Origin of the sequence: Mycobacterium sp., assembly GCF_049802695.1 — a bacterium.
Taxonomy (GTDB): domain Bacteria; phylum Actinomycetota; class Actinomycetes; order Mycobacteriales; family Mycobacteriaceae; genus Mycobacterium.
This window is the reverse complement of sequence record NZ_JBARMY010000167.1, coordinates 1-13,443: the sequence shown is the minus strand read 5'-3', so window position 1 is coordinate 13,443 and position 13,443 is coordinate 1. Positions and strand designations below refer to the sequence as shown.

Sequence of the window (13,443 nt, the reverse complement as noted above, 5' to 3'; positions counted from 1 at the left end):
AGCTGATTCATCTGAAGAAACAGCGCCCTTACGATAGCGCGCTGCGATGGGATTCAAAAGCGTTGAGGACAAACCACTTACAGACAGCCAGTCGTGTAGACAGATTTCTAGATGTCGACGATCAAGTTGTGCGGCAATGGGTTAACGGATATGGAGCACTCTACTGGCAACCCGCCATATTCGATCCCGCCGTATTCCTCCCGATGCGAAGTATCGAATCGGTGCAGATGCGGCAGGGGAGAGGCACGGGTTCCGCCTATACCGCCGCGTTGGATGGAAACACGGGAGCTGGCACGATGTTGCTCGGTGCCGCTGAAGACAACCGCCCACCAATCCCGATCACCTGAACCTGCGGCGAGTCTCTTGTCTACGACATAGACCGAATCTGATGCGTCGAAAGAGGGGCGGCGGCGGTGATCGTCGGAGAGATTAATATCAAGCAGAGATCACTTTAACGCCTGGGTCGACGCGCCGCGAGGAGATCGCGATGCCAAGCAACGAAAGTCCGCTTCCGCGCGGGCGGGTCCGGCGCACGATGCCGTTAGCCGGGTTCACCGCACGGGCTGCCGGCGGGCGGATGGTGGCCGCGTTGCGGGAAAAGACGGGCGACGCTGGAGCCGTGGCCCGCTTCCACGAGCGCACAGCCGAGCGGTATACCGAGCTACTGGGTCACTCGAAGGGTGTGCTCATGAAGGCCGGGCAGATCTTTTCCATGGTCGACCTCAGCTCCGTTGGCACCGGTAGCCTTTCGCCGTACCAGAAAGCGCTCACCCGACTGTTGGCCGATGCGCCGCCCATGGAACCAGCGCTGGCTAACGAAGTGCTGCAAGCTGATCTCGGCCGAACCGTCGAGGAGGTGTTCGCCGAGTTCAACAGCGAGCCGATGGCGGCGGCGTCGATCGGGCAAGTTCACCGAGGGGTCCTGCATGACGGCCGCGACGTCGCGGTCAAGATTCAATATCCAGGTGTGGCTGAAGCGATCCGCGACGATCTGGCGAACACAGAACTGCTGGCCACGTTTTTCCGTTTCGCTTCCTCGGCATCCGGTACCGGGATGCCTGATCTTCGACAGGCGGCACGTGAGATCGCCGACCGCATCGCCGAGGAAATCGATTACCGCCATGAGGCCGCTAATATCACTGCATTCAGCGACCTTTTCCGCGGTCATCCCTTCATCCGGGTACCAGAAGTCATCGCTGAAGCGTGCGGTGACCGAGTGCTGACTATGACCTTTCTCGACGGAATGAACTGGGCCTCCGCGCAACAAGCCGACCAAGAACTGAAGGATTGCTGGGCAGAGGTCATTTTTCGGTTCGGTGGGGGAGGCATTCGGCATGCGAATCTGTTCAACGCCGATCCTCATCCGGGGAACTACTGCTTCGGCGAAGACGGCACGGTCGGATTCATCGACTTCGGCTGCGTGAAGGTCCTGCCTGAGCGCCAGCGTTACACCTACCTCCGGATGATCCGTGCGGCAGTTGACGGACGCAAACACGAGATGCATGACCTGATGGCCAAGTTGGGTTACTTCACCGGCGTACCCGCACTTACCGTGGACGAGGCATACCAGTGGATGGCAGAGCTCGTTTATGAGGTGCACGCACCCCAGCCGGTCACCTACACCCAGGACACCTCGAAACGTGCCATTGGCGCCCTGATCGATGTCCGCTCGCCCGACCACCCCGTACGTCGCTTGTCGGTCCCCGAAGATTTAGTGTTCTTCACCCGGGTCAGCCTGACCATGAATCCGATCTGCGCCGCGCTGGGAGCTACTGTCTATGCCCGGTCGATCCTGGACGACATGGACGGGGCCGCCGAACCCACGACACCGTTGGGTAAGCAGCATGACGCCTGGGTGCGCCAACGCGGCCTGCCGTACGGATTGGAGCGCCATGACCACCCCTGACACCGCAGCGCCACAGCTTCCGTGGGACCCAACAGATCCCTACCCGTTCTACGAACTTCGCCGTCGCCACGGCGACGTGGTGTGGGACGAAACCGCCCAGGCGTGGCTAGTTTTGGGTTATGACGCCGCCCGCCAGGTGCTCGCCGGACCGGATTGGACCAGCAATCCTTTGGCGAACCCGAACGCGCGCACCGCGCTGAGTTTCCTGGGCTCCGAGCTGGTCGACCGGTCCATGCTGCTCACCGACGGAGCCAATCACGACCGGCTACGCGGATCGGTGCGCGACGTGTTCACCCGCTCCGCTATCACCGGCCTTGAGGCTGGCGTTGAAGCCATCGCCGCGAGCGCGATCGAACACCCCGCGACCGGGACGATGTTCGACTTCATGGCCGCCATTGCACTGCCACTGCCGCTCACCGTGGCCGCCGAGTGGCTCGGTCTAGATTTCGACAGCGCCGAGCTGCTGCGCGAAGAGTCGCCCGCGATCATCCGGATGCTCGGCGCGATCGCTGCTCCAGACGAGGTCGAGGCCGGTGCCGCGGCATTCGCCTCGCTCATCACTGAGTTCCTTCCACTGGCCGCCGACCGCAGATCCCACCCCGGCGACGACCTGCTGAGCTTTATAGCCGCCGCCCCCGATTTGGAGCTCGACGACGTCGTCATCACCGCGGTCCTCATCGCCGTCGCCGGCCATGAGACAACGGCGAACCTGTTGGGTTCTGCCATGGTTCGGCTCCTCACGGTCAGGCCAGAGGGCACCCGCATGGTCGACAGCATCAACCCAGCCGACCCGTCGCTGATCACCGAACTGCTGCGACTCGACGGTCCCGTGCAGGCAACGGCGCGTACGGCCACCCAGAATCAGATTATCGGCGGCATGGAAATCGCTGCTGGCCAACAGGCTCTGGTAGTGATCGCCGCCGCCAATCGAGATCCCGCGGTGTTCGACGAACCGAACCAGTTTCGACCCAGCCGTCTCGGGCCAGCTCCACTGGCCTTCGGTTATGGCGCCCACTACTGCCTCGGCGCGGCTCTAGCTCGACTCGAAACGACGATGGCACTGCGCCTGATCCTGGCACGCAAACCCCGACTGGCCGGCTTGGCGACTTGGCGCGACACGCCCGTAATCCGCGGACCGCGCGATCTCGCAATGGTTTTCGACTCATAACCCAAACGCTGAGAGGCTGGTAACGAGCGTGCTCTCGCATGCGATCGGCAATGTCGACACGACGGACCATTGTGTTGTTTGTTGTCGTCGTCGTCGAACGTCTAGAGCTGCTCTGCCACCAGGTCCAGCCAGGGTGGCGCGGCGTTGAGCGCAGCGCGTTAGCTCCAGCCGCCGTCGGCTTCGATGGTGGTGCCGGTGACGAAGGACGCTTCTGGGGAGAGTAGAAACGCGACCACGGCGGCGATTTCGTCGGGTTGGCCCAACCGACCAAGCGCGCTCATCGAACGGATGAGCGCGTCGAACGGGACGTCGGCGAGTGCGGGGGGAGTGTAGTTGGCGGCGTAGCGGGTGGCCATGCGGGTGGCGGTGGCGCCGGGGGCGATCGCGTTGATGGCGATGTTGCGCTCGGCGAGTTCGGGAGCCAGGTTGCGCACCATGGCCGAGATGGCGGCTTTGCTTGCCGCGTATAGGGCGTGGTGATAGACCGCCAGGCGAACGCTGACCGAGGAGCTGAGCACGATCCGGCCGCCATCGGTCATCGCGGCGACGGCCGCCTGCGTGACGAACAGTTGTCCGGCCACGTTGGTTTGAAAGAGGAGATCGAAATCGGCCTGGGTGATGGTTTCCAGCGCGCCAAAGTGCTCGACCCCGGCGTTGCTGACCAACAGGTCCAGGCCGCCGAATTCCGATATCACCGCGCCGACCAGCTCGTGGGTCTGCGCCGCGTCGGTGACGTCGCCCGGGAAGGCCGATGCGACCCAGCCGTGGTCGCGGAGTTCGCCGACGAGCGCGTCGGCGGCGGCGCGATCGGATCGGTAGTTGACCGCGACGGCGGCTCCCTGGGAGGCGAGGCGCCGCACGATCGCGGCGCCTATTCCGCGGCTGCCTCCGGTGACCAGGGCCCGTTTGCCGGCCAGGGTTGATGTCGATGTCATGGTGCTACCTCTGTTCTCTCTATCTGTTGGGTGTCGTCTTTGCATGTGCAGAATTCGTGGGTCGGTCCGGCGGTGTCGGGTGCTCGTTCGATGACCGTGTCATGGGACCGCTCGACGGTTCCTTGGTCGCACCAGCGCCCGGTCGTTTGCTTTGGCGGATGCTCGGCGGGCGCCACTGGCCGGATGATCCGCCGACGCTCCCGGTGGCGGCATCGCTCAGCTTTCATATCGCCGCCTCCATCATATTAGTCAGGCAATATGACTAATATAGTCATAGAGTAGGACCGATGGCAACATGTGCGAAGTCGCTGAAGCGCATAGCTGACACGTGCGGAACTCAGCGAGTGCAGCGATGCGCGCGCGGCGGTGCGGTCTTGTCGGCAGCGGTCCGACTCGGCAGTGCTGACGTAAGGTGTGTACCTCATGAGAGCAGGTGGGCGATGGAGCCGAGAACGGTATGGACGACGAGCAGCCGGTTGATCTAGGGGTGGCGTTGTTGATCCCGTATCGCTACATGGAGGACCGAATCTTCCAGGCCATCCAGGATGCCGGGTTCGACGACTGGACCCTGGCCCAGGTTCGGGTGTTTCAACGCCTCGCCCCGCACGGTTCGCGTCTCACGGACCTCGCTGATCAGGCGCAAATGAGTAAACAGAGCGCCGGGGTGCTGGTCGATCAACTGGAACGCTTGGGCTATGTGCGCCGGGTCCCCGACCCAACCGATGGGCGCGCCCGGTTGATCGTGATGGAGGAACGTGGCCGGCGGGCGGCCGAGGTGGCGATGGCGACATCCTCCGAGATCCTGGCGGAGTGGAGGGCCTTCCTGGGAACCCGCAACTTCACGTTGTTGCACCAGATCCTGGATCAACTCCGCGAGATCACCGACCCCTACGCGCGCGAAGCCTAGCTGCGCCGAACCGCCGGCCCTCGAACCCGATTGCCCACCGGCCCAACCCGGGCCGGCGGACGTCGGCTGGCTTCAACTCCCCCTCTTGATATAGTCAGATTCGTTGACTAGTGTAGTCAGTGATCCTGACAGTATCTCGATCAGACGGGCCCGGCACGGCACGCAGACCCGCAACACCCAGTAGAGGGAGTATCGCCATGAGTATCAGCCTGACCTGCGGTCCGTCCGGCACCGTCATCACCGGGGAGACCGAAGAGGAGCTGGTGAGCAACGTGCAGGCACACGCCCGCGAGCACGAGAACACCGAACTGTCCCGCGAGCGCATCCTCGCCGAGATCCGGGGGAGGGCCCCCGAGCAGCCCATCGACGCGGCGGCCGGGGCCGCCATGAACGCCCACAGCGCCGCGCCCAAGCTTTGCGACACCAGTGACATGGTGATCGTGCACCGCATGTTCCGCCGCGAATGCGCACTGCTGCCCCAACTCGTCGCTGCGGTACCTGCCGGCGACGTCGCCCGGGCCCGCACCGTCGCCAGGCATGCCCGCGAAGTTCTCGACATCCTCCATCACCACCACCTGGGTGAGGACGAACTGCTGTGGCCGAGACTGTCGGCCCGGACCCGGTTCCACACCGGTCTGCTCGCGCGCATGGACAGCCAGCATCACGGCCTCGCGGTGCTGCTCGAGCACGCCGCGACCGCGCTGCCCGCGTGGCAGGACGCGCCCAACGCGCACACCAGCACACCACTGACCACGCTGCTGGAGCAGATCTCGAACGGGCTCGACGAGCATTTCGACGAGGAAGAAGCGGAGATCCTGCCGATCGTCGAACGCGTGATCACCGCCGCCGAATACCACGAGGTGGGCCAACGGGGACTGGTGTCGATACCCCTGACACGCCGACTGATCGTGCTGGGCTACCTCCTCGAAGACGCCGCCTCCCGGGAACGAACCGACTTCCTCGCCGCCATACCCGCACCCGCCCGACTTGCCTACCGCTTCATCGGGGTACGCCAACACCGCCACGAGACCGCCCGACTCCGCGGCCCGCTGCGACCCTGAACAGACCACGGGCCCGGAGCACCGGCCCGTGAAAATTGGCCAGCGGTACCGGCTCCGCCGCCGCTGACCGCCAACCAATCGAGGAGAAGGAGAGAGATCTGATGAGCTTTGACACCCCGCACGGCACCCGCGGTGCCCGCCAGCCCGGCGGGAAGCTGATGGCCTGGATGAACCGCTGGAACATGAACCGGATCCGCGGCAACGCCGAGAAGGTGATGGGCATGCAGGCATTGGTCCTGAGCACCGTCGGCGCCAAGAGCGGCACCCCACGCCACACCCCGGTCGCCTACTTCCCCGACGGCGCCGACAGCTGGCTGATCGTCGCGTCCGCGAACGGCGCGGCAAAGAACCCCGCCTGGTACTACAACCTCGCCGCCCACCCGGACACCGTGCAGATCCAGATCGCCGGCCGCACCATCGATGTCAGCGCCGAGCAGCTGCACGGCACCGCCCGCCAGCACGCCTGGCGCCACATCACCAGCACGGCAGAGCGTTTCGCGAAATACGAGCAGAAAACCGACCGCGAACTCCCCGTCATCCGGCTGCGCACCCGACCCACCCCAACGCAGTAGGCCGCACGCGCCAACTCTGCCAGCACGTCCCCAGTTGATTCGCAACCACTATAGTGTCCGCCCTGGAGAGCTGCGGGTGTGAGGCGATTGAAAGCCGGCCCGATCTGGTGGAGCAGCCGCAACCGCTGGCCGCTTTGCCGGAGCCGATCGACTAACGGCGCTAAGACTGGGTCGTAGTCCTCAGATGTGACATTTCCTCGTGCCTCGAGACCGTGCACGCCCATCAGGAAGGTCAGACATCCGCATAAGCACGAGTCCAGTAAACCGGCTTACCAGTGCTTGTCAATCTTCGCTCATGGTACGCGGATCGGTCTCCGGTCGGGTGTCCACGATTACCGGTACTCCACCATTCAGCCACGCTGCGTGAAGTTCGACGATCTTGGTCCGGCTGGGTAATCCTTTACGGTGAAATATGTTCTCGAAATAGTCGAACGGGTGCGTGCTGCTGCAGAATGCCTCACTGACTGCGTGCCGTTCGGTGTCGTTGCGCGGGTCTCGAGCCACTCCACGCAGCGTCGCGCGCCGAAAGCGCAGTTTTACTTCGGGGTTCGCGCGGATATTCTTCAGCCACAGGGCGTGCTCGCCGGTAATCGAAATAAGGTAGGCCGTATCGGCGCCTCGGTAGGCACGGACGAATGTTGTTCGCGGTTTTCCCGACTTGCGCCCTGTCGTGGTCAGTGTGGCGACGCCTGTGGGCATCCACACCGCGAACCATGGCCGGTGCAGTTCTCGGAGTGCGGGCGTAGGGATGCGCTTGTCGCGTACTGAGGTGACTGCGCCGCCACGCGAGAATCGCTCGAACACGTACAGGCCGTCTTCGTAGCGCAGTGACGGCGGGATGTTCACGGGCGTGTGCCAGTCCATGGGATAACCTCACAATGGGGATCGGTGTCGAGCAGTCGCTTGAGCACCTTGCCTGTGGAATTTCGGGGCAGGCCGTCGACGAAGATCACGTCGCGGGGCGACTTGAACCGCGCAAGTCGTTGCCGCACATAGTCTCTGACGTCGGTGTCGCTGAGAATCGCGCCGGGACGCAGCGCGACGAAGCTACGCAGCCGCTGCCCGTATTCGTCATCGGGCACGCCGACGATTGCGGCTTCTAGGATCTGCGGGTGAGTGGCCAGGGCTTCCTCCACTTCGGCCGGGAAGACGTTCTCGGCGCCGGAGACGATCATTTCGTCGTCTCGGCCGTCGACGAACAGCCTCCCCCCGGAATCGAAGTGGCCGATGTCGCCGCTGGCCATCATGCCGCCGATCGACTGCTTGGTGTCCCCACCCGTGTAGCCGTCGAACTGGATGTCGTTGGCCACGAAGATCCGTCCCGGTGTCCCGAGGGCGCATTCCTGGTCGGCGTCGTCGAACACCTTGACTACCGTCCCGGGCACGACGCGCCCGACACAGCCCGGCTCGGCGGTCAGGTCGTGCGGGGTGGCGATGGTGGCGTAGGCGACTTCGGTGGAGCCGTACATGTTGTAGACGACCGGGCCCGAAGGCGTCGGTGACGCGGGTGCACAGCGCCGCGCCGAGCTGCGATCCGGCGACGAAGATGATCCGCAACGCCGACAGGTCTCGGCCGGCCCAGCCGCGTGGATCCAGATCGACCATGCGGCGCAGCATGATCGGCACCACGATCACCGCGGAGGCGTGGTTGACGGCCAGGCTGTTCAGAGTGGCCTGCGGGTCGAAGCGGCGGCGCACCACCAGCGTCGACCCCAGCAGCAGTCCGAGCATGACGTGACCGAACCCGAGGGCGTGAAACAGCGGAACGCTGCACTCGGTGACCTCGCGGGCCCGGAACGGCACCTTGCTGAGGAGCCCGGCCGCCGGCAGCAGCGAGCGTGGTTCTGAGCGTGGTGCGCCCTTGGGTGTTCCGGTGGTGCCGCTGGTCAGGATGACGATGGTGGCCCGGGCCGCGGGAGCCGGCAGTGGCGAGGAATCGCCGTCGTAGATCAGCGCGTCGAGCGACACACTGTCAGGCTGGTCCGTCCAGGCCCGCACACACCCCAGTCGTAGGTCAAGTCCGGTGACGGCGTCGTCGTATTCGGCGTCGTGCACCAGCAGGTCGGCGCCCTCACGGTCGAGGACGTCGCGGATCTGGTCGGCACCGAAGTCGGTGTTCAGCAGTACGATTCGGGCGCCGCTCTTGGCGGCCGCGAACAGCGCATCCAAGAATCCGCGATGGTTGCGGGCCAGGATGGCGACCGTGTCGCCCGCGCGTAGTCCTTGATCGCGCCACCCGTTCGCGACGGCGTTGGATCGGTCGTCGAGGTCGCAGAACCGCACCGCGCCGCGCTCGTCGATTAGTGCGGTGCGCTGGCCGTGACGGATCGCGGCGACGCTGACCGCCCCCCGGTGGGCCCGTAGTTCCGCATCGCTTGCGCCATTGCGCCGAGCCGACGAACCGGCATCGGGCGCAGCCCGCCGGCGCGGGCGACGTGTCCGAGCGCCCATGTTTCCTGCCGGATGCGCGAGATGAGTGCGGTGAGTCGGCTCCAGGGCAGCATGACGTCAGACCCGTTGAGCGGGCTGATCGCCCTGGTAGTCGACCTGCCAATGCTTGATGCCGTTGAGCCAGCCGGACCGCAGTCGCTCCGGCGGCGAAAGCGGACGCAAATTGGGCATCTGGTCGGCGATCGCGTTGAAGATCAGGTTGATCGTCATGCGCGCCAGGTTGGCCCCGATGCAGTAGTGCGCACCGGTGCCGCCGAAACCGACGTGCGGATTGGGGCTGCGCAGAACGTTGAACGTGTAGGGATCCTCGAATACATCGTCGTCGAAGTTGGCCGAGCGGTAGAACAGCACCACCCGCTGGCCCTTCTTGATCTGCACGCCGGAAAGCTCGGTGTCCACTAGCGCGGTGCGCTGAAATGCGGTGATCGGAGTGGCCCAGCGCACGATCTCGTCGGCCGCGGTCTCGGGCCGCATCCGCTTATACAAATCCCACTGATCGGGAAAGTCGTTGAACGCCATCATGCCCTGGCTAATGGAGTGACGCGTTGTCTCGTTCCCTGCCACGGCCAGCGTGAGAACGAAAAAACCGAATTCCGCGTCCGACAGCTTCTCCCCATCAATGCCTGCCTGCACCAGCGTGGTGACAATGTCGTCGCCAGGATTTTTCGCCTTGACGTCGGCCATCTGCATGGCGTAAGCCAGCACCTGCATCGACGACGCTTGGCCGTCGATGTCCCCGTACTCGGGGTCTTCGCTGCCGGTCATTTCGTCCGCCCAGCGGAACAGCTTTGCGCGGTCCTCCAACGGCACACCGAGCAGCTCGGCGATGGCCTGCAGCGGCAACTCGTGGGACACCTGCTCGACGAAATCCCCGGAGCCGTGCGCTGCAGCGGCTTTGACGATGGCCTGTGCGCGCTCGTTGAGTTCGCCACGCAGGCTTCCGATGGCGCGCGGGGTGAAGCCGCGGGAGATGATTTTGCGCAGCCGGGTGTGATGGGGGGCGTCGATGTTGAGGATCGACGCACGCGCCATGTCGATGTTCTCGCGCTCCACGTCATCGGGGTACCGCGGGATCGCGGTGTCCTCGTAGGTGGAGAAGACGTCGCTGCGCAGCGATACCCCTTTAACGTCTTTGTGTTTGGTGACCACCCAGAAGCCGCCGTCGTTGAAGCCACCCTTGCCGATGGGCTGTTCGTTCCACCAGATCGGCGCGGCCTCGCGCAACTGGGCCAACTCGTCGACCGGGAGCCGCTCGGCGTAGATGTCGGGATCGGTGAAGTCGAAACCGGGGGGAAGCTGTGGGCTAGTCATGAGTTGTCCTCAATGATCGGTCGACGATAAAGGGGTGGTCCACGACGGTCAGCGTCGTCGTCGCGGTGTTCGCGGCGGCGTCGGCGTCACGAAAAGAGTTCCGCGGATCAACTGTTTGGCGGACTGCAGCGCGGAACGATAGGCCGGTGCAGGCAGGGACGCCGCCTGCTCGGTCAATCCTCGCGCCAAGGCGTAGACGGCGTCGGTGACCCCGTCGGCATCGCAGCCTCGCGGCAACGCCCCGTGGGCGCGGGCGTCGTCGATAATGTCGGCGATGATGTCGCGCAATGGTTCCAGCTCCGCACCCGAGGACCGCAGCGGCCGCACGACGGCGGCCGCCTCGGCGCGGATCGCCCGCTCGAACGCGGCCAGATACGGATACTCCCGCATAAGTTGATCCGATTCGTCGAGCACCGCGGCGAGCCGGTCGACCGTGTCGCCGTCACGCTGACCGGCGGCCCGCAGGCGGGGCAGCGCAACGGCCTCGATCTCGGCCACCGCGGCGGTCAGCAGGTCGGATTTGGTCGGAAAGTAGTTGTACAACGCGGCACTACTCACCTCGGCGGAGCGGGCGATCTCGCGGATCGACGCCTTGGAATAGCCGACCTCGGCGACGCAGCGCATCGCCGCGGTGAGAATGCGACGCCGCGTCTGCGAACCGTTGGCCCCGACCGGGCGACCCAGCTGAGGCGGCGGCGTCGTCACCGCAGCCCCTCGCGAACCCGAAACCATCCGGTCGCTCCTTCCTGGCTCCGATATAACCGATCGATTAGTTATTCTTCACGGTAGTGTCGCTTGGCGCTGCGGTCAAGACTGTGAAGTCCTTGGTGACCGCGGGCAGCACGTCCTCGCCAAGCAGCCGCAGGCTCGCCCACCCAACCTCAAGGGGAAGCCCGCCCATCAACGGGTTCATCACCACTTCCATTCGGCCCGAGCGAATCTGGCCGATGAGTTCATCGGGGGTGAGGATTTCCACGCCGCCATGACGGCGCGGCTGTGCATCGGAGTCGGCGGGCCCATCGTGCGGACGCAGAACCCCCTCGCGTTTCCAGCTGTGGTACTCGTCTGCCTCGTTGGCGAGGTATCCCCTGTAGGACTTCCACGCGGCGTCGGGGTCGTGGCTGAGCAAGGTGACGGTGCTGCCGCTCTCCGGCCGATAGACGATGGCGCGGTGCCCGCGGCCGTCGCACTCCCGCCGGTAGGTGGCTTCCACCTCCGGCATCGCCATCGGCGGAGCGAAGGGCAGCCCGAAGCGGGCGGCACGGCGGGCCGCCGCGTTGCTCATGCCGCCGACAAAGAAGAACGGGCGAGGACGGCTGTGCGGCTTCGGGGTTGGATCGACGAGCTGTCCGTTGTGGACGAACGGTTCAGTGTCCCAAGCCTTGACGAGGACCTCGATGCACTCTTCCATCAACTGGCCACGCCGCGACCAGTCCTTACCGAGCGCCGCGTACTCCTCGGGCCGGTAGCCCATGCCGGCGATGAAGCTGAACCGGCCCCGCGACAGGTTGTCCAGAACGGCAATGTCTTCGGCGAGCCGCAACGGTTCGTAGAGGGGGATGAGCAAGGCGTTGACGGTCACCGCCACAGAGGTCGTGCGGGCGATGACAGCGGCCGCCAACACCAGAGGTGAGGGCAGCCAACCGGTGACGGCCAGATGATGCTCCTCGCAACTGATCCCGGTGAAACCGCGCGCGTCGGCGTAGGCGGCCATGTCGAGAGCGGCCGCGTAACGCTCCCCGTGCGTGGCGCCGGGAGCGTTGGTCATGTTCAGCCGCAACGCGGTGACCAGACCCATCACACCACTCCCCGGACGGCTGCGCGACGACCCTTGAGGCGTTTGGTATCGCGGAAGAACGCGATCAAGTCGCCGATGGTCTGTTCGATGGGGCGTGGGTCGTGGCCAAACTCGCACCGGGCCTTGGTGGCGTCGACCCGCGGTGCGTTGAGCACGGTGTCGATCGCCGCGGCGCCGACGATGTCTCGTCGCGTCATCCTGCCCAAGACGTCCAGCATGGGTGCACACGCGCCCAGCACCGACAGCGGAATGGCGGCTCGCGGTCCGCGTTTGCCGTTGCAGTTCGCGGAAATGCGCAGAGCGTCGATGAACTCGGTGAAATGACCTGCCAAAAGGTAGTTTTCACCGGTGCGGCCATGATCGGCAGCGGCACACATACCCAATGCGACATCCCGCACGTCGACCATGTCGAAACCGCCCGTCACGACCACCGGGAGGAGACCGCGCGCCCCCTGCAGCAGCAGCTGATTCAGCCGCACCGGCCCGTAGTCGACCGGACCGACCACACCCGTCGGGTTGACGATGACCCCGTCGAGGCCGCGATCCATCACCGCTCGGAACTCGCATTCCCCTTGCCATTTCGACCGGTCGTAGAGCGGCAGATCCTCGGCCGTCGAGCGTGGAGTTTCCTCCGTGACGGGGCCGTCGTGATGGCGATGATCGAACGCATGCAGCGAGCTGCAGTGCACCATGCGGCGCACCCCGGCTGCGTGCGCGGCTTCGGCGACGATGCGCACCCCCTCGGTGTTCACCTGCCACGCCAGATCGTTGCGCCTGGCCATGGTGATCATCGCCGCGAGATGAAACACCACCTCGACACCGTCGAGGGCGGCGCGCATCGCCGCGGCATCGAGAATGCTGTCGCGCACCTTGGTCAGCCGAAAACTGGCCAGCCGGTTGAAATCGCGGTTGTCGACGACGACGACGTCGTGCCCGCGGCCCAGCAGCAGCTCCACCAGATTGAGGCCGACGTACCCGGCCGGTCCCGTGACCGCGACCTTCATCGTCTGGACCTCGAACGACGACACCGTTGTCCACCATCGTGCCCGTGCGTATCCGGCTGCATCAGCCCTCGTCCTTCCGTGGTCACTGTGCGTCGTCCCCGTGATGCCGTCGCTCGGTGTCACGGACGGTGCCCTTGACACCTTTGGCCGCCGCGAACCATGCTATCTAAGCAATCGCTCGTTTATATACGCAAGCCCGTAGGGGTGAGTGCACTGCGCCGGCGCAAACGAAGCATGCCGTAGCCGTTGATCGGGAAAGGGAGAGCGATGAGCGAAACCGTCGATCCGCAGTTCGACGTCGTCGTCGTCGGATTCGGCGCTGCGGGAGCC

The 13,443-nt window shown here is 65.0% G+C and carries 13 protein-coding genes and 1 pseudogene; 6 read left to right on the top strand and 8 right to left on the bottom strand.

Annotation, left to right across the window (positions count from 1 at the left end):
- From WA317_RS06830 to WA317_RS06820, 3 genes are all read left to right on the top strand, one after another.
- Nucleotides 1-347: hypothetical protein (locus tag WA317_RS06830; protein WP_425172314.1), on the top strand; the 347-nt coding region annotated here is incomplete at its 5' end.
- Nucleotides 348-487: 140 nt separating this feature from the next.
- Nucleotides 488-1,906 carry an ABC1 kinase family protein gene (locus WA317_RS06825; RefSeq protein ID WP_425172313.1) on the top strand — a complete coding sequence of 473 codons (1,419 nt, stop codon included), beginning with the start codon at nucleotides 488-490 and terminating at the stop codon, nucleotides 1,904-1,906.
- Nucleotides 1,893-3,074 (top strand): cytochrome P450, encoded by a 1,182-nt coding sequence (locus WA317_RS06820; RefSeq protein ID WP_425172312.1) that lies wholly within the window; start codon nucleotides 1,893-1,895, stop codon nucleotides 3,072-3,074. The genes WA317_RS06825 and WA317_RS06820 overlap by 14 nt, the downstream gene beginning before the upstream one ends.
- Nucleotides 3,075-3,232: 158 nt before the next feature.
- On the opposite strand, the gene WA317_RS06815 is transcribed toward WA317_RS06820, so the two are convergent.
- Nucleotides 3,233-4,009: an SDR family NAD(P)-dependent oxidoreductase gene (locus WA317_RS06815; RefSeq protein ID WP_425172311.1), complete on the bottom strand. Its 777-nt coding sequence runs from the start codon at nucleotides 4,007-4,009 to the stop codon at nucleotides 3,233-3,235.
- A gap of 457 nt (nucleotides 4,010-4,466) precedes the next feature.
- Between WA317_RS06815 and WA317_RS06810 the strand changes: the two genes are divergently transcribed.
- From WA317_RS06810 to WA317_RS06800, 3 genes are all read left to right on the top strand, one after another.
- On the top strand, nucleotides 4,467-4,916 hold the full coding sequence (locus tag WA317_RS06810) for a MarR family winged helix-turn-helix transcriptional regulator (RefSeq protein WP_425172316.1): 450 nt from the start codon (nucleotides 4,467-4,469) through the stop codon (nucleotides 4,914-4,916).
- Nucleotides 4,917-5,113: 197 nt separating this feature from the next.
- Entirely contained in the window at nucleotides 5,114-5,977 is an 864-nt protein-coding gene (locus WA317_RS06805) for a hemerythrin domain-containing protein (RefSeq protein ID WP_425172310.1), read from the top strand.
- Between the two features lie 101 nt (nucleotides 5,978-6,078).
- Nucleotides 6,079-6,549, top strand: a complete 471-nt coding sequence (locus WA317_RS06800) for a nitroreductase/quinone reductase family protein (protein WP_425172309.1) — start codon at nucleotides 6,079-6,081, stop codon at nucleotides 6,547-6,549.
- A gap of 282 nt (nucleotides 6,550-6,831) precedes the next feature.
- Here WA317_RS06800 and WA317_RS06795 read toward each other — a convergent pair whose 3' ends face one another.
- From WA317_RS06795 to WA317_RS06765, 7 genes and pseudogenes are all read right to left on the bottom strand, one after another.
- The gene (locus tag WA317_RS06795; RefSeq protein ID WP_425172308.1) at nucleotides 6,832-7,413 is read right to left on the bottom strand and encodes a nitroreductase family deazaflavin-dependent oxidoreductase; all 582 of its coding nucleotides are present in this window, start codon (nucleotides 7,411-7,413) and stop codon (nucleotides 6,832-6,834) included.
- Nucleotides 7,392-7,724 carry an AMP-binding enzyme gene (locus WA317_RS06790; RefSeq protein WP_425172315.1) on the bottom strand — a complete coding sequence of 111 codons (333 nt, stop codon included), beginning with the start codon at nucleotides 7,722-7,724 and terminating at the stop codon, nucleotides 7,392-7,394. The genes WA317_RS06795 and WA317_RS06790 overlap by 22 nt, the downstream gene beginning before the upstream one ends.
- A gap of 165 nt (nucleotides 7,725-7,889) precedes the next feature.
- Nucleotides 7,890-9,000: pseudogene (locus tag WA317_RS06785) on the bottom strand (AMP-binding protein); the annotation flags it as partial.
- A gap of 57 nt (nucleotides 9,001-9,057) precedes the next feature.
- A complete protein-coding gene (locus tag WA317_RS06780; RefSeq protein ID WP_425172307.1) occupies nucleotides 9,058-10,311 on the bottom strand; it encodes a cytochrome P450 in 1,254 nt (417 codons plus the stop codon).
- 48 nt (nucleotides 10,312-10,359) lie between these two features.
- Nucleotides 10,360-11,043, bottom strand: coding sequence for a TetR/AcrR family transcriptional regulator (locus WA317_RS06775; RefSeq protein WP_425172306.1), 684 nt, complete (start codon nucleotides 11,041-11,043; stop codon nucleotides 10,360-10,362).
- Nucleotides 11,044-11,080: 37 nt separating this feature from the next.
- Nucleotides 11,081-12,109, bottom strand: coding sequence for an LLM class flavin-dependent oxidoreductase (locus WA317_RS06770; protein WP_425172305.1), 1,029 nt, complete (start codon nucleotides 12,107-12,109; stop codon nucleotides 11,081-11,083).
- Nucleotides 12,109-13,137 (bottom strand): NAD-dependent epimerase/dehydratase family protein, encoded by a 1,029-nt coding sequence (locus tag WA317_RS06765; RefSeq protein ID WP_425172304.1) that lies wholly within the window; start codon nucleotides 13,135-13,137, stop codon nucleotides 12,109-12,111. Before WA317_RS06765 ends, WA317_RS06770 begins: the two co-directional genes overlap by 1 nt.
- Nucleotides 13,138-13,443: the final 306 nt, after the last annotated feature.